The sequence below is a fragment of the Mycobacterium nebraskense genome (assembly GCF_002102255.1).
GTDB classification, from domain to species: Bacteria; Actinomycetota; Actinomycetes; order Mycobacteriales; family Mycobacteriaceae; genus Mycobacterium; species Mycobacterium nebraskense.
Genome location: NZ_LQPH01000066.1, coordinates 94056 through 113357 on the forward strand (window position 1 = coordinate 94056; position 19302 = coordinate 113357).

Consider the following 19302-nt stretch of genomic DNA (forward strand, 5'->3'; position numbering starts at 1 on the left):
TACGGGAGCGATCCGACACTTTCCTCAGAGCCGGGCGGTGATCCACGAGACCACGTCGCCCAGTACCTGGTCGCGCTCCGGCTCGTTGAAGACCTCGTGGTAGAGCCCCGGGTAGACCTTCAATTCGCCGTCGGTGGATCCCACACACTCGACCAGGCGCCGGCTGCCGGCGACGGGGATCAGGCGGTCCTCGGAGCCGTGCACCACCAGCAGCGGCGCGGTCAGTGCGGGTGCGCGCTGCGGCATGGTCTCGCCGACCTGAAGGAGGGCGCGGCCGACGCCGGCCGGGACTTTCCCGTGGTAAACCAGCGGATCGTTCTTGTAGGCCGCCACCACCGCGGGATCGCGGGAGATGGCGTCGACGTCCAGCTCCTGCACCGGCAGGCCGGGCACTACGACGCCGAGCACCTTGGCCGCGAGCACCATCAGCGGCGACACCAGATCCTGGGCCGCCACCGCCGGCGCCGACAGCACCATCAGGTCGTAGTTGTCCGGGCGTTCGACGCCGTAGGCGAACACGATTCCGCCGCCCATGCTGTGCCCGAGCACGATGCACTTGAGTCCGTGGTGTTCCCTGGTGGCGATGCGGACCAGGGTGTCGAAATCAGTCGTGTACTCGGAGATATCCCGCACCAGCATCCGCTTGCCGCCCGAGCGGCCGTGCCCACGGTGATCCAGCGCATAGGTGACCAGGCCCGCCGCACCGAAACGCTGCGCGACGTGGTCGTACCGGCGCGCGTATTCGCCGAGACCGTGCGACAGGACGACCACCGCCAGCGGTGCGGTGTCAGGTGTCCAGACGTCGTAAACAATGCGCACGCCGCCGAATCCGTCGAAGTTCCGTTCGTCGCGGTTCACTGCACGGTCCTAGTCATTACGGGCAGCGTAATGGCTCCCGGCGCAGGTCGCCCCGCCAGACACTGTCGTAGGCTGATGCATCGTGGGGCTGCTTGCGCAAAACGCCGCGAACTCCGGTCTTGTCCCGGCGGTCGGCGGGGATTTCTCGACACATGCCGAGCCGTACCGTCGTGAGCTGCTGGCCCACTGCTACCGGATGACCGGCTCGTTGCACGACGCGGAGGATCTGGTTCAGGAAACGCTGCTGCGGGCGTGGAAGGCCTACGACCGCTTCGAAGGCAAATCGTCGATGCGGACCTGGCTGCATCGCATCGCCACCAACACCTGTCTGAGCGCGTTGGAGGGCCGGCAACGCCGGCCGTTGCCGACCGGCCTGGGCGCGCCGAGCTCCGACCCGACCCGACCGCCGAGCTGCACGAGCGCCGCGAGGTGCCCTGGCTGGAGCCGCTCCCGGACCTGACGAATGACCCGGCCGACCCGTCGGTCATCGTGGGGTCACGCGAGTCGGTGCGGTTGGCGTTCGTCGCTGCGCTGCAACACCTTTCACCTCGGCAACGGGCGGTGCTGTTGCTGCGCGACGTGCTGCAGTGGAAGGCCGCCGAAGTGGCCGAAGCGATCGGTACCACCACCACCGCCGTCAACAGCCTGCTGCAGCGGGCCCGGTCCCAGCTGGACGCCGTCGGCCCCAGCACCGGCGACCGGTTGGCGGCGCCGGATTCCGCGGAGGCACAGGACCTGTTGGCCCGCTACATCGCCGCCTTCGAGACCTATGACATCGACCGCCTGGTGGAGCTGTTCACCGCCGAGGCGATCTGGGAGATGCCGCCGTACGCCGGCTGGTACCGGGGTGCGCGGGACATCGTCACGCTCATTCATCAGCAATGCCCCGCCGAGTCCGCCGGCGACATGCGCCTGTTGCCGCTGGTCGCCAACGGCCAGCCGGGCGCCGCCATGTACATGCGTACCGGCGATGTCCACGTGCCCTTCCAGTTGCACGTGCTCGACGTGCGCGGCGACGCGGTGTCACATGTGGTGGCGTTCCTCGACGAGAAGTTGTTCGCGAAGTTCAGGCTGCCGGAGGCGCTATGACCAGATCGCTCGACATCACCCCCGTGCCCGGCAAGCCGCTTCTACTGTTGGGCGCCTTCGCCATTGACAGCGTCGGCTATGTCGCCGAAGAGTTCTTCATATCCGGCACGGCCTCGTCCTACGCTCCGCAAGGGGCGCTGGGTCCCGATGGGAGATGGGACGTAACACCTACCGGCACAGCCGATTACACCACTCGGATGGTGGCGCTGACTCCCGCCGATCCCGCACACTTCAACGGCACCGTACTGGTCGAGTGGCTGAATGTCAGTGGCGGCATTGACGCGCCGGCCGTCTGGATGATGGCGCATCGCGAAATACTGCGCGCGGGCTACGGCTACGTCGCTGTCTCGGCACAGAAGGTAGGAGTCGACGGCGGCGCTAGCCTGCTCGGGATGGACATGTCCCTCAAGACTCAGGATCCGACCAGGTACGCGGCCCTGGACCACCCGGGCGACGCCTTCGCCTTCGACATCTTTTCCCAGATCGGCGAGCTCGTCAGGAACGACGGCGATGGCATGCTGGGCGGGGTTCGGCCACAACACGTCATCGGCATCGGTGAGTCGCAATCGGCGATGTTTCTCACCACCTACGTCAACGCCGTCGATCCGCTCGCCCGGGTTTACGACGGCTTCCTGGTGCATTCCCGATTCGGGCCCGCCGCCCCACTGGACGGCGTTTCCCTGATCGAGGGGTTGGAGGCTTCCCGCGGGTCGCAACAGGCGGTGAAGTTCCGTCCGGACCTGCGGGTCCCACTGCTTACGGTCATCACCGAAACGGACCTGTTCGGCCATGTGCCGCTGGGCTATTACTCGGCGAGGCAGCCCGACAACGAGTGGCTACGGGTCTGGGAGATTCCCGGCGCTGCGCATGCCGACAACTACACCATTCTGGTGGCGCCGATCGACTCGGGTTCGGCCCCGCTTTCGGACATCGTGGCCGCCTACGCGCCGACCAACATGCTGATGGGTCAGCAACTCGAGCACTACATCAACTTCGGCCCGCAACACCACTACGTGGTGCAGGCGGCGATCGCCGCTCTCGACAGGTGGGTCCGCACCGGCGAGCCGGCGCCCTCCGCCGCGCCGATAGCCATGAGTGAATCCGAGTCGCCCCAGCTACTGCTCGACGCCAACGGCCTTGCCCAGGGCGGCATCCGGACCCCCTGGGTCGACGTACCGATTGCCCGCACGTCCGGCGTCACCGCAGACGAAAGTCTGATGGCCGCGATCTTCGGCTCCGGTGAACCCTTCGACGCCGACACGGTGCGCCGGCTCTACCCGGGCGGAATTACGCAATACCTGAAACGCTTCACCACCGCGCTCGATGCGGCCATCAGCTCCGGGTTCATCCTGGCGGCGGACCGGGCCGAGATTCTTGAGCTCGCCGCCGCAACCTACCCGGGCGAGCGGTCCTAGAACAGCCGGCACCTGACGACCGTGGACACGGTCGGCCACGGCACCGACGGCGGGCAGGCCGTCGGGCAGCGCTTCCCCATCGACCCGCCGTTCGGCCTGGTCGCGATGGCCTGGCGCGACGACGATTTCGTGCACGCCTGGCTGCACCGGGTGGTGCCGCGGCTGACCCGGGCGGAAATCGCGGAGCACCAGCGGGTACTCGCCGACATCCGCGTCCGTGCGTACGGCGCGTGGCGGTTCGACGACACCCATCAGTCGCTGCACAACCGGCTGGCGGAGGTGCTCGCGTCCCTGGAGCCGACCTCCCAGGTCACCCGCCAGCTCACCACCCTCATGACGATGGTGACGCTGCAGTCGGTCAGCGATGATCTCGAAACCAATGTGACCACAGCAGAATTCGTAGTGCTGCCGATTTTCGGACCAGACGGCCAGCCCGAGTACCAGATCGAGATCCACCTCGGCGGCTCCCCCGGGCTGACCCTGCCCAAGCTCGGCGCCGCGCTTGCGCATGCCCAGGGGCTGCTCACCGCCACGGTGGCCTGACCGCGCCGGCCGATTAGGCTGAGCACATGCCTGCCCACGCGGAAGTTCGGCGTGCGGCCGCGCGGGCCGTCACCACGACGCCCTGGCTGACATCCCGGCACTCGTTCTCGTTCGGCGACCACTACGATCCGGACAACACCCACCATGGCTTGTTACTGGTCAATAACGACGACATCGTCGCGCCCGGAACCGGATTCGACACGCATCCGCACCGGGACATGGAAATCGTGACTTGGGTCCTGCAGGGTCAACTGGCGCATCAGGACTCCATCGGCAATCGCGGCGTGATCTATCCGGGTCTGGCCCAGCGCATGTCGGCGGGCAACGGAATCCTGCATTCGGAGAAGAACGATTCGTCCACGGAGTCAGTGCATTTCGTGCAGATGTGGGTGGTGCCCGACGAGACCGGCATCACCCCGGGCTATCAACAGCATGAGATCGACGGGGAGCAGCTGGTCGGCAATCTTGTGACGATCGCCACGGGTATCCCCGGCCAGGACGGGGCCATCGCGCTGCACAACCGCAAGGCCGCGCTGCACGCCGCGCGGTTGCGTACCGGTGACGCGGTCAGCCTTCCGCAAGCCCCCTACCTGCATCTATTCACCGCGCGGGGCGCGGTCAGCTGTGAAGGCGTCGGCGACCTGCACGAGGGCGACGCCGTCCGGTTCACCGACGACGGCGGCCGGCGGGTGACGGCGAGCGAGCCGTCGGAACTACTGGTCTGGGAGATGCACGCGAAGCTCGGCGACTGAGCCCATAGAGTGGCCATGACAGACAGGAGCCGGCATGTCTCAATCGCGGCCGCAGCACGCGGCGCCCAACCCGAACCGGAACATCAAGGCGGTCCGGACCGTGCGGTTCTGGGCGGCGCCCCTGGTGATCACGCTGGCCCTGATGTCGGCGTTGTGCGCGCTCTATCTCGGCGGCATCTTGAACCCGATGACCAACCTGCGGCACTTCCCCATCGCCGTGGTGAACGAGGATGCCGGGCCGGCCGGCGCCGAACTCACCAGCCGACTGGTCAACGGCCTGGACAAGAACAAGTTCGACGTCCGCGTGCTCACCCGCGACGCGGCCAAGCATCAACTGGACACCGGCCACGTGTACGGCTCGGTGCTGATACCGCCGAGCTTCTCGTCGAAGCTTCGGGACTTGGGGACGAGCGCGGTGATGCCGGGTCATGTGGAAGAGCCCGTGATCACGATTTCGACCAACCCGCGGGCCGGCACGCTCGGCGCCAGCATCGCCAGCCAGACCCTGAACATGGCGATGGGTGTGGCCAACGGCGAAGTGGGCGAACGACTTATCGCGGAGGTCAAGGCGCAGACGGGGGGCGCCCCGCTCGCCGGGGCCGCGGAGGCGGGCCTCGCGACTCCGATCGACATCGAGTCGAAGGTGTACAACCCGCTGCCCAACGGCACCGGAAACGGGCTGTCGGCCTTCTACTACGCGCTCTTGCTGCTGCTCGCGGGGTTCACCGGCAGCATCGTGGTCAGCACCCTGGTCGATGCGTTACTCGGTTACGTACCGGCCGAATTCGGCCCGGTGTATCGCTTCGCCGAGCAGGTCAGAATCTCGCGATTCCAGACGCTGCTGCTCAAGTGGGCCATCATGGTGCTGCTGGGGCTGCTCACCTCCGCGGTCTACCTGGCGATCGCCCACGGGCTCGGCATGCCCATCGACCTTGGCTGGCAACTCTGGGCTTACGGGGTGTTCGCGATCGCCGCGGTGGGCATCACCTCGAGTTCGCTGCTCTCGGTGCTGGGCACGGGCGGCCTGCTGGTCAGCATGCTGATCTTCGTGATCCTCGGGTTGCCGTCGGCCGGCGCCACCGTCCCCCTGGAGGCGACGCCACCCTTCTTCCGCTGGCTAGCCGAATTCGAGCCCATGCATCAGGTCTTCCTCGGCACTCGGTCGCTGCTGTATTTCAAGGGGCACGCGGATACCGGAATATCGCAGGCGCTGATCATGACGTCGATCGGCCTCGTCATCGGGTTGCTGCTGGGCGGCATCGTCACCCACCTGTACGACCGCAAGGGGTTCCACCGGATCCCGGGGGCGGTCGAGATGGCGATCGCCATGGAACACCAAGCCCAGCACCAGGCGCGCCAGGGCAAGCACGAGCCGACAGGCGCGACTGAGCCCGAAACCTCAAGCGAGGAAACGTAATTCGAACGCCGCACAAGCGTCATCCGCCCGTTATCTAGATTGACAGTGTGACGGATGTGACTGATGATGTTGACGTTGCATTCAGATCAGGGCGGAAAGGGCGATCGTGCTGACCCGACGCGCCAGCTTGCGCCGGCTGGTGGCCGGCTGCACCGCCATGGTCGCGTGTGTCGCCCTCGCGGGCACCACGGGACAGCCCGTCGCCCACGCCGCCGACGGCCGGGATCTGCTGGCCAACGCCATCAACACCACCCAGGGTTCCTACCTGGTCTATAACTTCGGCCCCGGTCACCCCGCGCCGATGCTCAACGCCGGCGGCAGCTGGTACGAGATGAACAACGGCGGCCACCTGATGATCATCAAGAATGCGGCGGGACGGCTTTCGCCCCACCTGCTGGTCGACACCCACCAAGGCGATCAGGCGCGCTGCGAGAACAACCCCGGGGCCCGCACCGGCGAGGGACTCTGGCAGGCGTCGGAACTCTATGCGCCGCTGCAGGCGTGGCAGCGGATGGGCCAGCCTACGATCGCGATCAACGCCAACTTCTTCGACGTCCGCGGGCAGAAGGCCGGCTCGTGGCGCCAGACCGGCTGCAGTTCACCGCTGGGCGCCTTCGTGGACAACACCCACGGCCAGGGCCGCGCCAACCAGGCCGTCACCGGCACCGTCGCCTACCCCGGCAAACAGGGCCTCTCGGGCGGCGGTGAAAACTGGAGCGTCCTGACGACCATGATCCTGCCGTCCGGCGGCGCGCCGTATGTGGTGTGGCCCAAGACCAAGAGCGACTACGACGCCGCCACGCCCGTGGTCCAGGATCTGCTGAACAAGAATGAGCGGTTCGTCGCGGTATCCGGGATCGGGCTGCTGGCACCCGGCAACACCGGGCAGCTGCACGACGGCGGACCCAGCGCCGCGCGAACGGCTTTGGCGTACGCGAGGCAGAAGGACGAGATGTACATCTTCGAGGGCGGCAGCTACACACCGGACAACATGCAGGACCTCTTCCGCGGTTTGGGCAGCGACAACGCCATCCTGCTCGACGGCGGCGGGTCGTCCGCCATTGTGTTGCGCCGCGACACCGGCGGCATGTGGGCCGGCGCTGGCTCGCCGCGGGGATCGTGCGACACCCAGCAGGTGCTCTGCGATTCGCACGAGCGGGCGCTGCCCAGCTGGCTGGCCTTCAACTAGCCCGGCCCAAAGCGGAAGATCAACAGGCTGGCCCCCACCACCGCCGCCGTGACCGCGAACACCGGCGCGACGACGAATCGTGACATCGTCGCACCCAGGAAAGCGCCCGCACACATCGTCAGCACGACGCCGATACGCAATGTTTGACGGGCGCCCGTGCCGCCGGCCAGGCGGCTGTCCAGGCCGAGGCTGACGATGGTCGACGTCAGTACCGTGGTGGACAGTTCCTGGATACCGAACTGGCGGGCGCTCGAGTGCTGCAGACCGAACGTTACCGCGAGGACGCCGATCATGATCAGCTTGGTGTTGTCGTGGTACTGCAGGACCCCCGTACCGGCCAGGGTCGCCAGCCCCACCAAAAGGGTGATCTCCGTTGCCAATACGGTGGTGATCCACGGCCGCGTCCGATCAGCGAAATGTCGCGATATCCGGCCGCTGAGAATCGTGGTGCAGACGAAGGTGGGCAGCGCCACCACGACCGCGGTCATATCGATGCTCGTCCTGGGCGCCAGCCAAAAGCCAAGGAAGATCACGTTTCCCGTCATGTTGGCGACGAACACGTGGCCGAGCACCAGGATGCTGATCGAGTCCGCCAGGCCGGTGGCGAAGGTCAACAGCAGCAATGCCGCGACGGTCGAACGCTCCGACACCGGCGAAGTAACGGCCATGGGTCGTAGCCGATCGCGCTAGACGTGCGGCGTCAAATCCAGCGACGTGATGGTCGTCATCCTGGTCACCAGCCAGCGGCTGCCCGCGCGCTTCAGGAACAGCCGGTAGGACAGATACTTCAGGGAAGGCACGTTCTTGGTCAACGGGCTGGTGGACGTGGTGTTGGTGTACACGATGACGACGGCGTTGGCATCGTCGATCGATTCGACCGCCGCGCCGGTGACGTCGGTGTGGTTGGTGATCTTGGCCTGCTTGTTGGGGGCGACGATGGCGTCGACGAACTTGCGGTACTGCGCTTCGAAATCCCCGCTGAGATAGCGCGATGAGCGGTCGGCGAGGGTGTCCATGTTCTCGGGCGTGTAGGTCCACAGCGTCGTGATGGCATCGGCCGCGGTCCGCGCCACCTTGAGTTTCGTTGCCGCGGCGGCATGATCGGTCAGGTACGGCTGCACCGTCGCGCCGGCGAATGCCGCGGAACCGACGAAAAGTGCGGCGGCCACGACCACGGTGATGGCCAGCCGCTTACCGGCCAGCCACCTGCGCCGTTTGCGACCGGATGGTTGATCGTCGGCTGTAGCAGCGTCCTCGGCCGTGGATTCCGCTGCGGCAGAGGTGTCTTCATCGGCGGCACCGGTCTCGTCCCGCTCTTCGGTCGCCGCCTCTTCCGAGCCGCCCGTCTCGTCGGCGGCTAGATCACCTGCTGCAGGTTGCTGATCTTCCACTGCTTTCCTTCCCGCGTGGCGGTTGCCGCCCACCGATTGGCATTTTCCCAAACTTGTTTACCGTCCGGCGATTTGGAGCTGACCGCGGTGGCTACGATGACGGTGGCGCTGCCATCGTCGTTCCATCGCTCCACGCCCGCATCCAGGACGGTGCCGGTGGCCGGTTCGGCTCGGGCCACCTGCAGCAAGATCTCGTTCGCCTTTTCGCGGTACTCCTTGGCGAAGTCGCCGGTCGCCTGGGCGAGTACGCGTGTCACGTAGTCGTTGGCGTGGAACGGATCGACGGAGGTGAACTGCGTCATGAAGCCGGTGACGTAGCTGAGCACCTGGCGATTCTTCGACTCGGCGCGGTCGCGGGATTCGTGGTTGATGAGCATCAGGGTGCATACCGTGATCGCGGCCGCCATGAAGACCGCGGCGATGGCGCTGGCCAACGGCAGGCCCCAGGGCCGACCCGGCGGCACCGGATGCGGGACCAGGAGCGGTTCCTCTCCCGGCTGAAACTTGCGGCGCGGGCTCATTTCCCGCTCCCGGGCGGTTTGGGCTTGGTCAGCACCGTGAGGTCGTCAACGAGCCAACGGCTGCCGCCGTCTTTGGCGAAAGTCACTCGAACGGTGGCGGAGATGTAACGTTCGTCGGGCGCCGCCCCGCGTCGGCCCTGCATGAACATCAGCATCGTCGCCCGATCCGGCGCCGCCGACTGGATCGCGTGGTCGGTCACCCAGTACTCGTTGATGACCGGGTTGCCCTTCTGCACCATCTCCTGCTGGGTGGCCAGTTGAGTCCGGTATTTGGGGGTCGCCAACGACAAGGCGCGGGCAAAATCGTCGTGCAACGATTTGGGGTCGTAGGTCAGCATCTGCGCGACGATCTTCGGGCCCTGCGCGTCAAGCTGGGCACGCGTTTGGTCGGTGGCCCGGTCCGGGGCTAACACCGCCGCATAGCTCGTCACCGCACCGGCGACGCACAGTCCCGCCGCGCCCAGCACCACGACCGTCGTCCACCGCCGCACGTTGAACGGCGGCTCGGCCGATTCCCGACGCCGCACTTCGGTGCGCAGCAGCATGTCGGCGAAGGTGCGGCGCCCCGAATCCCACAGCGGCCAAAGCCATCCCACCACCGACACCGTGTCGAGCAGGTGCGCCAGGTCCCGCAGCAGCAGTCCCCACGGTCCGATGGGTTCGCCATCGCGCCGGGCCACCGCGATGCCGAAAAGAGCCCGCCCGACGCTCCAGCCGGTGACCGTGGGCAGCAGCAGCCGGTTCACCAAGACCAGCAGGATGACGACTCCGATGACCGCGATGCACAGCCACCACCACACGCCGCGGGGCGGAACGGTGAAACAGGCCAGCGCCATCGTCGCGACTACCGCAGTAGCGGGCAGGACATCGACGGCGAGCGAACCGGCACGAAGATGCCAGGACGCCAACGCATTCCGTGGGGACTCCTGGACGGCCGCGGCCGGTGGCTTCTCGACCACCACCGTCACTTCGTCACCTGGTCGAGCTTGGCTATCTTGTATTGCCCTTCGGCCAGAGCCATTTTCACACGCAGGCGGTACCCGGTTTCGTTCTGGGTCTGATCGTTGGCGACCTTGACGCGGACCGCGACGAGCACGTCGACCGAACCGTCGGGGTTGTTGCGTTCGACCGCCGCCCGCATGTCGGACACCTGGACGTGGACGTTGGCAGCCTGATACGCCTGAACGAGCATGCTGGTGTAGAGCAGGGCTTGCGAGCGGAAATTGTCTGTGCCGCAGTCGATGATCTTCTGCTCACTCGCCGCCATCGCGTTGGTGTCAGGCGCCTGGGTCGCCGCAACGCAGTCGACGGCCGCCTTGAGCGCCGCGGTGTTGTTGCGGGCTATCGCCTGGCTTTCGTGGTGGTAGCGCAACGCGAAATAGCCGCCGGTGCCGACGGCTGCGGCGAGGAGCACGAGCGTCGCCGCGATGCCGGCCAGCCAGCCGCGCCCCAACCGCGACGGACCACGCTCGGCGGCCTCGCCGGGTCCGGACTCGGGACCGGTCTGCTCGATTGTGTCGTCGGGTTCCGACGGCTCCCCCTCGGACACCGACGGCTCCGCGGCCGTCACCGCCGGGTCGATCGAGTCGGCCCCGTCCTCGGCTTCTGCCAATTCCCCGGCCGTCGCCTCGGCGCTGGTCGGTTCGGCTGCGTCCTCGGCTTCTGCCGAATCCCCGGCCGCCGCCACGGGACTGGTCGGGTCGGCGGCGGCCGCCGGGTCCTGGTTCTTAGGACGCCGTCTGCGCAGACGACGAAACTTCGGCATCGGTGGGGGGTTCAGCCGGCTGGCGCCAGCATCTCCTTCCATCCGTCGTCTCCTGTTCTGGCCGAGTTCTCGACGGAGTATTTAACTCCATCTGGCCCTACCAGTTCACCGCTTTGGGGACTGTAGATCGCCGCGGGAGACCCGCTGGGGTTGTAGACACACGGGTTGGGCTGCTGGCCGTTGCACTGCACGGTACCCGACCCCGGCCGCGACAAGGGATCGCTGGTCGGCGGAGGCGTCCCCGCAACCCGGTCCGAGGGGGCCGGGTTCAGGCCGGTATCGATCGACGGCGCCGGGATCACCTGACCCGGTTTCACCGGCTGGTCACAGCGCGCAGAGGGGGCCGGGCAGGTCAGGATCTGGTTGGGGTCGCCATACCAGGGGTTCGTCCCGGCCGGAACGTACGGATTGGGGTCGCGGCACTCCCGCGGGGTGGCCGCCCGCTTGCCCTCGATGTCCGTGCACGGGATATTGCGCGACCCGCGCACGCTGTTGGCCGGGGTGTCCATCGGGATCTTGCAGTACGTGCCGGACGGCAGCGGCTGCATGCTGATGTCAGCCGGGGACCGCCACTCCGACGCCGGGATGAAGCCGGTCAGGCACGGCGGTGGCTGGTTGATCGACAACGCCAGGTCCAGTGCCGCCATGTTCGGGAACGGCGCTGCCACCGTCTGGGCGATCGAAGCGCCCTGCGGTAGGAACACCAGGACCTGCTCCACGCCGGTGTGGTAGCGCTTGAGCAGGTCGAACACCACTTCGAGATTCGCCAGCGTCTGCGGCAGCGACTCCCGTACGCCGCTGAACACGTCGTTGACCTGATCGGCGGTCGGCGCCGCCTGGCGCAGCACGCTTCTCAGGTGCTGGTCTTCCTGCGCGGACTGCGCGCCCAACTTGTTCAGGTTGCGCGCCCACCGTTCGATGGCATCACCCGACTTGACCTGGCTGTCCAGGACCCCACCCGAGTTCTGGATGATGTCGTTGACGTCGGTGATGTTCGTCTTGAAATCTCCGACGATCGCCTGAGCGGAATCCACCAGCCGCTGCAGGGCGGGGCCCAGCCCGCCCACGGATTGCGCCGTCTCGTCGAGCAACTGGGCGATCTTGTCCTTGGGCAGCACGGCAAGCCCGCGGTTGGCCGTATCCAATGCCGGCCCGATCTCGGCGGGCACCGTGCCCTTCGTGATCGTCTGACCGTCCGACAGGAACTTGCCCGGGTTCCCGGTCGACTCCAGGTCCAGGTACTGCTCACCGACGGCCGACACCGAGTGCACGTTGGCCGTCGCGTCGGTCGGGATCTTGTAGCGGCTGTCGATGCTCATCGTCGCCTCGGCGCCCCGTTCGGTCGGCTCGACGTCGGTGACCTTGCCGATGGTGATGCCGCGGTACGTCACGTTCGCCGTCGGATACAGGCCGCCCGACGCGGGCAGCTGGGCCTTCAGCGTGTATCGACCGATGCCCGCCAGGCTCGGGATCTGTAGGTAGTACACCCCGAGCACGAGCAGCGAGATGACCGTCAGGATCCCGAACGCAACCAGCTGGCGTCTGACGAAAGGAGTCAGCAATTCCTGTCCCCCCTTTCCACCAGTGGCCCACCGGGCGCGTCATTCGGGTTCGGCGTGTAGCGGACGTCGGGGATCATCGTCTCGGGATCACGCCCGAACGACTGCTCGAGCGCGCGCAGGGCCCCCGACAATCCGGTACCGGTGAGGAACGCGTTGTCGACGGAGCTGTAAGTCACGTCGAGTGTCAGCGAGATGTTGATGTAGTCGCCGCGGAAGATCTTCGGCACCGTGTCGATGTCGAACGGCTGCGTGAGGATCAGCTTCAGCGCGCCGACCAGGTACGGCGAGGCGCGTCCCAGCTCCTTCAACGGGCATTGCAGCGCCTGCAGGTCGGTGTGCAGGGGCCCGCGGGCTTCCGACAGGTACTGGTCGGCGGCCTGGCTGAGCCGTCCCACCGCGTCGACGGCGTTGATCAGCAAGTTCTTGGTGTCGGCGAAATGCTTGACCAGCGGCGGGATGTCGGTGAGCACCCGGTCGAGGACGTCGGCCCGGGCACCCACGTAGGTGAGCAGCCGGTTGGTCGAGTCGATCGCGTGCGTGATGTCATCCCGCTGCTCGTTGAGCTGGCTGGTGAAGGTGTCCAGTTTGCCCAGGAAGGCCCGGATCTGGTCGCCCCGCCCGTTGAAGATGTTGAAGACCTCGTTCTGCAGCACCTCCAGGTTGGGGATGCCGCCACCGCGCAGGATCAGCGACAGGCTGGCCAGGGTTTGCTCGGTGGTCGGATACGCCGAGGAATTCTTCAGCGCAATCGTGTCGCCGTTCTTGAGCAATTCCTGCGACGGGTTCGGCGGTGCAGCCAGCTCGACGTGCTGGGAACCCAGCAGCGAGGTCTGGCCGATCTTGGCGATGGCGTTCTTCGGCAGCTTGGTGTTCTTGTCGATACCCAGCGTCAAGGTAGCGATCCAGTTCTTCAGCTCGATTGCCTTGATCGACCCGACGAAGACGTCGGCGACCATCACCTTGCTGTTGCCGTTGATCGCCAGGGTGTCCGGCACCTGCACGTAGACCGTCATGGCGCCCGAGCCGCTGCCCGGACCCCCGGGGATCGCGACGTTGGAGATCCCGTGCCAGCCGCACGAACTCAGCACCAGCGCGGCCACCAGCAGAACCAGCCCCTGCCAGGTCCGGCGGCGAACCAGACGAAGCGCACTCACTGATTGTCGGTTCGGCTTGCTCCTCGCGCGTACCGCGCTCGTCCCGCGCCTCACTGACTGTCGGCTCGGCTTGCTCCTCGCGCGTACCGCGCTCGTCCCGCGCCTCACTGGCCACCCCCGAAGTCAGTGGGCACCGCTGGCCCACCGGCGTTGGGCGCGGGCGCTGCAACCGGCGCCGGCGTCGGGGCGACCGGACCCGGGGCCACGTTGGGCCCGGGTGGCGGCGGCTGGATGGGCACCGGAGCGTTCAGGCCGATGGGCGGCACGATCGGGTTCTCGTCGTAAGCGTTCGGCGGTCCCGGCGGCGTCTGCAGGTTCGATTGGACGGGGGCGATGTTGGGTCCTCCCATGAGCTCGGACAGCGAGTCCGGGGTCATCAAACCCGCGGTGATCGGCCCGACCTGCTGCCCCTGCATCCCGGGCGCGACGATCCAGCCGGGCTGGGTGTTGCGGTGCGACGTCGGGGTGTCCGGGACCCAGATGCCGGGGACGGTGGTGTCCTTGTATCCGTTGGGCGGGTGCAGCCGGTCTTCGGAGTAGGCCACTTCCTTGGGCAGGGTCTCGGCGGTGCTGAACAGGTTCGCGCCGAACGGCAGGTAGTTGAACTTGATGGCATCGAGGATCGGCGCCAGGTATTGCGCGCACAGTTCAGCCGACTCTTGGTACCCGAGCCGGCTACCCGCCTGGATCGAGCTGCAGATGAACTGCATCGGGTTGGCGAAGTTCGTGATCGCCGGGATGGCGACCACCGACCCGTGCGACGGGTGGTAGATCTGGTTGATGTTCGCCGCGGCCGTCGGAAGGACGTGCAGCGCGGTCTCCAGCCCGTTCAACGGATCCGGCTGCAGGATCGTGTTGGTCACGGTGGCCAGGTTGTTGATGTCGTAGGTCAGCACTTCGCGGTTCTTGTTCAAGAAGGGGCGCACGGTGGACAGCAGACCGTCGAACTGCTCGATCGCGTTCGAAAGGTCGCTGTCGTTGTGCGCGAGCCGCGTGGTGAATTCCGCCAGGTTCTGGTTCAGCGCGACGAACTGCTGGTCGTCCTTGTGCAGCGCGTTGACGAACAGCGCCAGGCTCTTCACGACCGCGAAGAAGTCGCCGCGGCCCTCGTTGAGCGCGGTCAACGCCTGCGACAGGTTGCTCAGCGTCGTGTTGAACTCCTTGCCCTTGCCGGCCAGCCCATTGGCGTAGGACTCGATGACCTCACCGAACGGGCCCGTCGGCTGCTCGGGCGTGGGGCCCAGCTTGGAGATGATGTTGGTGATGCTGTTGCGCAGCTGGTCCCACTCCACCGGGACCTGGGTGCGCTCCTCGGGGATCACGGCGTTGTCGGCCAGCACCGGGCCGCCCTTATAGGGCGGCTCCAACTGGATGGCCCGCGACGCCACCAGCGTCGGGTTCAGGATCACCGCGTTGGCGTTGGCGGGAACCCGGTACTTGTTCTCGTAATGGAAGGTGACCTTCATCTTGTCGCCGGCCGGCTCGATCTTGTCGATCGCGCCCACCCGCAACCCCATGATCTGGACCTTGTCCCCCGGGTAGAGCGCGTTGGCCGCCGGGAAATAGGCCACCACCGTGTTGTTGGTCAGCTTCTCGTAGAGGCGCCAGCCGACGAACCCGACGACGAGGGCGAGCACGATCACCAGCGACCCGAGGATCACGGTCGCCCGGGTCATCTTCGGCAGCCGGATGTTGCGGATATCAAAGGCGGTGCTCAATTCTGGCTACCTCCCCCGGCAGCGCCGCTGCCTCCCGATCCGCCCGGGTTGATGAACGGCGCCGGCAGTTGTTCGCCAGGTCCGGGTGGCGCCACCGGTCCCGGCGGGAACCCGGGCGCGAATGTCGACGGCGGTGGCGTCGGTCCGGCCGGCGCCAGGTTCTCGGTGCGCGCGCCCGGCGGTGCCTGCGCCGGCAGCGGCACGGGTGTGCCGGGAACGTCCGGGGTCGGGTCGCCCGGCCGTCCCGCGATCGGGATGCCCGGCGTCGGCGGCAGACCGCCCGGGTTCGGCGGCGAGGTCATCACGTCGACCGGCGCCGGGAAGCCCGGGCCGCCGAACGGTCCGATGCCCCCACCGGCACACGGCAGCGGATTCCACGGCCGCGGCAGGCCCTCGTCACCGACGGTGACGTTGCCGCCCGGGTTGGCCGGGGTGTAGGAGCACGGCGATCCCGGCGGAACGGCCGGCCCCGGGTGCTCCGGCGTGCCCTCGAGCACCGGGGGCGCCGGCGGCGGTGCGCCGTTGGGGAAGCGGGTGCCGTTGGGGTCGGGCCACCGGAATTCGGGCAGCCCGGCGCTACGCCAGAAGTTCTCCGGATCGATGCCGCGCTTCTTGAAGGCGGCGTCCACCCACGGCTGAATGATCTGGTAGAGCGCGAGGTTGTGCAGGACCACCTTGAAGAACGGTCCCGACGCGATGGCCTCGTTCAACGACGGCAGGAACTTGCCGACCTCGGTGAGCCCCGCGGCGACGTCGTCTTTGCGTTCCTTCAAGATGTCGCTGACCGTGCGCAACTGTTCGAGCACGTGGTTCAGGTTCGGGTTGTCGTTGATGAAGCCCTTGACCTGTTCGGAGAAGGCGGCGACGTTCGCCAGCAACGCGTTGATGGCCTGGCCGCGTTCGTTGAAGGCGGCCAGTAGCGTCTTCGTGTTGACCAGCAGGCGGTCGACCTGTTCGCTGCGGTCACCGAGGACGCTGGCCACCTGGTTGGCCTGGGCGAGCAGATGCTTGACCTGCTCGTCGCGCTTGCCGATCGTGTCGGAGAACTTGGCGACGCCGTCCAGCGCCGCGCTCAAGTGTGGGTAGGTCTGGTCGATGGTCTGCGACAACACGTGCAGCGATTCCTTGACGGTGTCGATGTTCCAGCCCTGAGCGGCCTTGGTGACGTCGAAGAACGCGTCGTAGATCTGGTAGGGAGTCGTGCTCTGTCCAATCGGCAGGGTCGCCCCGGGCCGCAGCGGCTGGGCGCCCCTGGCCTCGACGTCCAGGATCTTCTTACCGAGGATGGTGTCGGTCTTGATCGCCAGCCGGCTCTCGGTACCGATGGAGGCGGTGCCGATCGAGAACTTCAGCCGAATGTGGTCGCCGTCGATCTCCAGGCCCTCCACCTTGCCGACGTCCACGCCGGCGATGCGCACCTTGTCACCCGAGCTGATGCCGCCGGTGTCGGTGAACTGCCCGTAGTAGCTGGGCTTGGCGAACAGTATCGGGACACTGGTGAAGCTCTGGCCCACGCCAAGAACCAGCAGCAGGACGAGGATGCCCATCAGCCCGATGCGAACCCGGTTGGGTGGTTCCAGTGTTCTCATTGCGGCGTGCACCTACCCGTCGGCTGCTGGAATAGCCGGACCGTGCGGACCGGGCCGCCGGCCTGCAGCCCGTTGATCTTGAGCGTGATGTCACAGGCGTAGAAGTTCACGAAGTCGCCGTAGGAGCCGATCGCGCGCCCGATCATGTTCAACGCGGTGGGCACCCTCTTGAGGTAGTCGTTCAGCCCGTCGCGCTGGTCGATGAGCGGCTGCTGGATCGCATCCAGGTAGTTGAGGGTCTTGTGTAGCAGCCCGCGGTCCTCGGCGAGCAGGTCGGCAACAGTCCCGGCCGCGTTGCTGATGTGCGCCGTCCCGCCCGCCAGCTGGTCACCGTGGTCCTTCAGCCCGGTGATGAGCACCTCGAGGTTGTTGACCGTCTGGTCGAACTGCTGGCGGTGCCGAACCGTGGTGTCCAGGACGATGTTCAGGTTCTTGATGACCTCGCCGATCGCTTGGTCGCGCTCACCGAGCTGCGTGGTCAGCTGCGCGGTCTGATCGAGGATGTCGTTGATGGTGCCGCCCTGGCCCTGGAACACGGTGATGAGAGCCGTCGCGATGGTGTTCACCTTCTGCGGGTCCAGCGCTCGGAACAGCGGCTTGAAACCACCGATCAGGGCGTCGAGGTCGAGCGCCGGCGTGGTTCGCGACTGCGGGATGAAACCGCCCGGCAGGAGGACCTTCTCGGCGCCCTCGCCTTCGCCGCGCTTGAGCTCCAGGTAGCGGTTACCGATCAGGTCGAGGTAACGGATCTGCGCCGTCGTCGACTGGTACAGCGGCACCGAGCGGTCGACGGCGAACTCCACCCGCGCCCGCTTGCCGCCGTCGACCAGTTTCACCGAACTGACCTTGCCGATCTCCACCCCCGAGGCGCGGACGAATTGCCCGGCCCGCAGTCCGCTGACGTTGGTGAACTCCGCCGAGTATGCGTTCGTGCGGTCAAAGCGCATCTGACCGAATACGACGACGATCATCACAGTGAAGACCAGCAGCACCAACGAGAAGATGCTGAGCCTGACGATGGTTCCGGTGATTTTCATGGGTTGATCGTGTTATCCCCTACTTGGCGGCCCCAGACGTACTCGATCGCGTAGGGGGATCCGGTGTCGAGGTGGTTATACGGCGCGAGGCTGTTGCCGCTGTCTATCACCAATTCGGGCGCGGGCCACAGGTCGTGGGTGATCTGCTGCCAGCAACCCGGGGCACCCCCCGGACCGCCGCGCGCATTCACCCGCGGCAGGTTTTCCGGGTAGGTGTACGGGTTCGGTGCGCCGCCGACGAGCCCGGCGAGCCCGCCGACGAGTGACGCGAGGGTGGGCACCGCGGCCACCGGATTCAGCACAAGACCCAACCCGGACAGCGCCTCGGTGTGGGCGTTCAGCGAGTAGCCGTTGCCGCCCAGGAACGAGGACGCCTTGGGCTCGATGTCGTGGTAGTTGCGCACCGTGCAGAAGAGCTCCGGGCTGTAGGTATCCAGCAGCTGGGCCGAGGGCACCAGGTCCTGGGCGCCGCGCGCCAAATACGGGCCACCGCGTTCGAAGATGTCCGCGCCGGTGTTGCCGAACCCGGCCGCCGACAACAACGCCTGGTCCAGATCCTTCTGCTGCGCGTTGATGGTGCGCGAGGTGATCACCGCGTTGTTGAGGAAGTCCAGCAGGTCCGGCGCCGCGTTGGCGTAGGTGTCGCCCAACCCGGCGAGCTGCTGAATGTCGTGACGCGCCTGCGGCATCTGCGGATTGACGTCATCGAGGATCGCGTTGGCGTTCACCACCGACTGCCCGAACCGGTCGCCCAATCCGGTCAGCGCCTGGGCGGCCGCGCTCAGCGTCAGGTTGAGCTTGACCGGATCCACCTTCTCCGCGATCGAGGTGACCGTCTGGAACAGCGTGTTGATCTCCGTGGTCACCGTCCGCGCGTCGATCACCGTGTGCGTGCTGAGCTTCTGCGGTGACGGGTTCTTCGGCGTCGTCAACGACACGTACTTACCGCCGAACACGGTGGTCGCCTTGATGTCGGCGTTCACGTTGGCCGGGATCAACGACAGATACCGGGGGTAGACGTCCAGGGTGAACTTGGCGGCCGGCTTGCCGTCGCGCACCACCTCGGAGATGTTGGCCACCCGGCCGATCTCCACCCCGTTGTAGGTCACCTTCGAGCCCGGATCCATCACCAGCCCGGCCCGCGACGCCAGCATTGTCAACTTGGTCTTGGGAGTGAAGTCGCCCCGGAACTGACCGTAGATCAGAACCACGGCCACTATGGCGATGATCAACGACGCGATGCCGGCCAGCTTGTACGGCGGGTTCCGGGGGGCGTTGATTTTCACTGGCGATGTCATGGCG

16 protein-coding genes and 2 pseudogenes are annotated in these 19302 nt (G+C 66.7%); 6 read left to right on the plus strand and 12 right to left on the minus strand.

Going from position 1 to position 19302, the window contains the following annotated elements:
* Nucleotides 1-24: 24 nt before the first annotated feature.
* Nucleotides 25-819: an alpha/beta hydrolase gene (locus AWC17_RS06790; RefSeq protein WP_372517410.1), complete on the minus strand. Its 795-nt coding sequence runs from the start codon at nucleotides 817-819 to the stop codon at nucleotides 25-27.
* Between AWC17_RS06790 and AWC17_RS06795 the strand changes: the two are divergent.
* From AWC17_RS06795 to AWC17_RS06820, 6 genes and pseudogenes are all read left to right on the plus strand, one after another.
* Nucleotides 812-1947 (plus strand): annotated as a pseudogene (locus AWC17_RS06795) (sigma-70 family RNA polymerase sigma factor). The gene AWC17_RS06790 and the pseudogene AWC17_RS06795 sit on opposite strands and share 8 nt — an antisense overlap.
* Nucleotides 1944-3362: an alpha/beta hydrolase domain-containing protein gene (locus tag AWC17_RS06800; protein WP_085164451.1), complete on the plus strand. Its 1419-nt coding sequence runs from the start codon at nucleotides 1944-1946 to the stop codon at nucleotides 3360-3362. The pseudogene AWC17_RS06795 and the gene AWC17_RS06800 overlap by 4 nt, the downstream one beginning before the upstream one ends.
* Nucleotides 3363-3365: 3 nt before the next feature.
* A pseudogene (locus AWC17_RS06805) lies at nucleotides 3366-3905 on the plus strand (MarR family transcriptional regulator); the annotation flags it as partial.
* Nucleotides 3906-3931: 26 nt separating this feature from the next.
* Complete coding sequence (locus tag AWC17_RS06810; protein ID WP_047322372.1) at nucleotides 3932-4657, plus strand: pirin family protein; 726 nt, start codon at nucleotides 3932-3934, stop codon at nucleotides 4655-4657.
* A gap of 34 nt (nucleotides 4658-4691) precedes the next feature.
* On the plus strand, nucleotides 4692-6074 hold the full coding sequence (locus tag AWC17_RS06815) for a YhgE/Pip domain-containing protein (protein ID WP_047322373.1): 1383 nt from the start codon (nucleotides 4692-4694) through the stop codon (nucleotides 6072-6074).
* A 79-nt stretch (nucleotides 6075-6153) separates the two neighbouring features.
* Nucleotides 6154-7263 carry a phosphodiester glycosidase family protein gene (locus AWC17_RS06820; RefSeq protein ID WP_141224527.1) on the plus strand — a complete coding sequence of 370 codons (1110 nt, stop codon included), beginning with the start codon at nucleotides 6154-6156 and terminating at the stop codon, nucleotides 7261-7263.
* Here the strand turns inward: AWC17_RS06820 and AWC17_RS06825 are convergent.
* From AWC17_RS06825 to AWC17_RS06875, 11 genes are all read right to left on the minus strand, one after another.
* Nucleotides 7260-7931, minus strand: coding sequence for a YoaK family protein (locus tag AWC17_RS06825; RefSeq protein WP_047322375.1), 672 nt, complete (start codon nucleotides 7929-7931; stop codon nucleotides 7260-7262). The genes AWC17_RS06820 and AWC17_RS06825 overlap by 4 nt on opposite strands.
* Nucleotides 7932-7949: 18 nt before the next feature.
* A complete protein-coding gene (locus tag AWC17_RS06830) occupies nucleotides 7950-8654 on the minus strand; it encodes an Mce protein (protein WP_085164452.1) in 705 nt (234 codons plus the stop codon).
* The gene (locus tag AWC17_RS06835; protein WP_046185437.1) at nucleotides 8621-9175 is read right to left on the minus strand and encodes a mammalian cell entry protein; all 555 of its coding nucleotides are present in this window, start codon (nucleotides 9173-9175) and stop codon (nucleotides 8621-8623) included. Before AWC17_RS06835 ends, AWC17_RS06830 begins: the two co-directional genes overlap by 34 nt.
* Complete coding sequence (locus AWC17_RS06840) at nucleotides 9172-10143, minus strand: RDD family protein (RefSeq protein ID WP_085164454.1); 972 nt, start codon at nucleotides 10141-10143, stop codon at nucleotides 9172-9174. Before AWC17_RS06840 ends, AWC17_RS06835 begins: the two co-directional genes overlap by 4 nt.
* Nucleotides 10140-10745, minus strand: coding sequence for an Mce protein (locus AWC17_RS06845; RefSeq protein WP_231588632.1), 606 nt, complete (start codon nucleotides 10743-10745; stop codon nucleotides 10140-10142). The genes AWC17_RS06840 and AWC17_RS06845 overlap by 4 nt, the downstream gene beginning before the upstream one ends.
* Nucleotides 10746-10951: 206 nt before the next feature.
* Entirely contained in the window at nucleotides 10952-12502 is a 1551-nt protein-coding gene (locus tag AWC17_RS06850) for a virulence factor Mce family protein (RefSeq protein ID WP_046187035.1), read from the minus strand.
* Complete coding sequence (locus AWC17_RS06855) at nucleotides 12496-13656, minus strand: virulence factor Mce family protein (RefSeq protein WP_046187036.1); 1161 nt, start codon at nucleotides 13654-13656, stop codon at nucleotides 12496-12498. The genes AWC17_RS06850 and AWC17_RS06855 overlap by 7 nt, the downstream gene beginning before the upstream one ends.
* A 104-nt stretch (nucleotides 13657-13760) precedes the next feature.
* Nucleotides 13761-15374, minus strand: coding sequence for a virulence factor Mce family protein (locus AWC17_RS06860; protein WP_085164456.1), 1614 nt, complete (start codon nucleotides 15372-15374; stop codon nucleotides 13761-13763).
* Entirely contained in the window at nucleotides 15371-16963 is a 1593-nt protein-coding gene (locus tag AWC17_RS06865) for a virulence factor Mce family protein (RefSeq protein WP_047322380.1), read from the minus strand. The genes AWC17_RS06860 and AWC17_RS06865 overlap by 4 nt, the downstream gene beginning before the upstream one ends.
* Complete coding sequence (locus AWC17_RS06870; RefSeq protein ID WP_046185410.1) at nucleotides 16960-18000, minus strand: virulence factor Mce family protein; 1041 nt, start codon at nucleotides 17998-18000, stop codon at nucleotides 16960-16962. Before AWC17_RS06870 ends, AWC17_RS06865 begins: the two co-directional genes overlap by 4 nt.
* Nucleotides 17997-19298 carry an MCE family protein gene (locus AWC17_RS06875; protein WP_046185409.1) on the minus strand — a complete coding sequence of 434 codons (1302 nt, stop codon included), beginning with the start codon at nucleotides 19296-19298 and terminating at the stop codon, nucleotides 17997-17999. The genes AWC17_RS06870 and AWC17_RS06875 overlap by 4 nt, the downstream gene beginning before the upstream one ends.
* Nucleotides 19299-19302 lie beyond the last annotated feature (4 nt).

Coding starts and splice junctions, on each gene's coding strand:
- AWC17_RS06800 (WP_085164451.1), top strand. CDS start 1,944: ATGACCAGATCGCTCGACATCACCCCCGTGCCCGGCAAGCCGCTTCTA.
- AWC17_RS06810 (WP_047322372.1), top strand. CDS start 3,932: ATGCCTGCCCACGCGGAAGTTCGGCGTGCGGCCGCGCGGGCCGTCACC.
- AWC17_RS06815 (WP_047322373.1), top strand. CDS start 4,692: ATGTCTCAATCGCGGCCGCAGCACGCGGCGCCCAACCCGAACCGGAAC.
- AWC17_RS06825 (WP_047322375.1), bottom strand. CDS start 7,931: ATGGCCGTTACTTCGCCGGTGTCGGAGCGTTCGACCGTCGCGGCATTG.
- AWC17_RS06835 (WP_046185437.1), bottom strand. CDS start 9,175: ATGAGCCCGCGCCGCAAGTTTCAGCCGGGAGAGGAACCGCTCCTGGTC.
- AWC17_RS06865 (WP_047322380.1), bottom strand. CDS start 16,963: ATGAGAACACTGGAACCACCCAACCGGGTTCGCATCGGGCTGATGGGC.
- AWC17_RS06870 (WP_046185410.1), bottom strand. CDS start 18,000: ATGAAAATCACCGGAACCATCGTCAGGCTCAGCATCTTCTCGTTGGTG.
- AWC17_RS06875 (WP_046185409.1), bottom strand. CDS start 19,298: ATGACATCGCCAGTGAAAATCAACGCCCCCCGGAACCCGCCGTACAAG.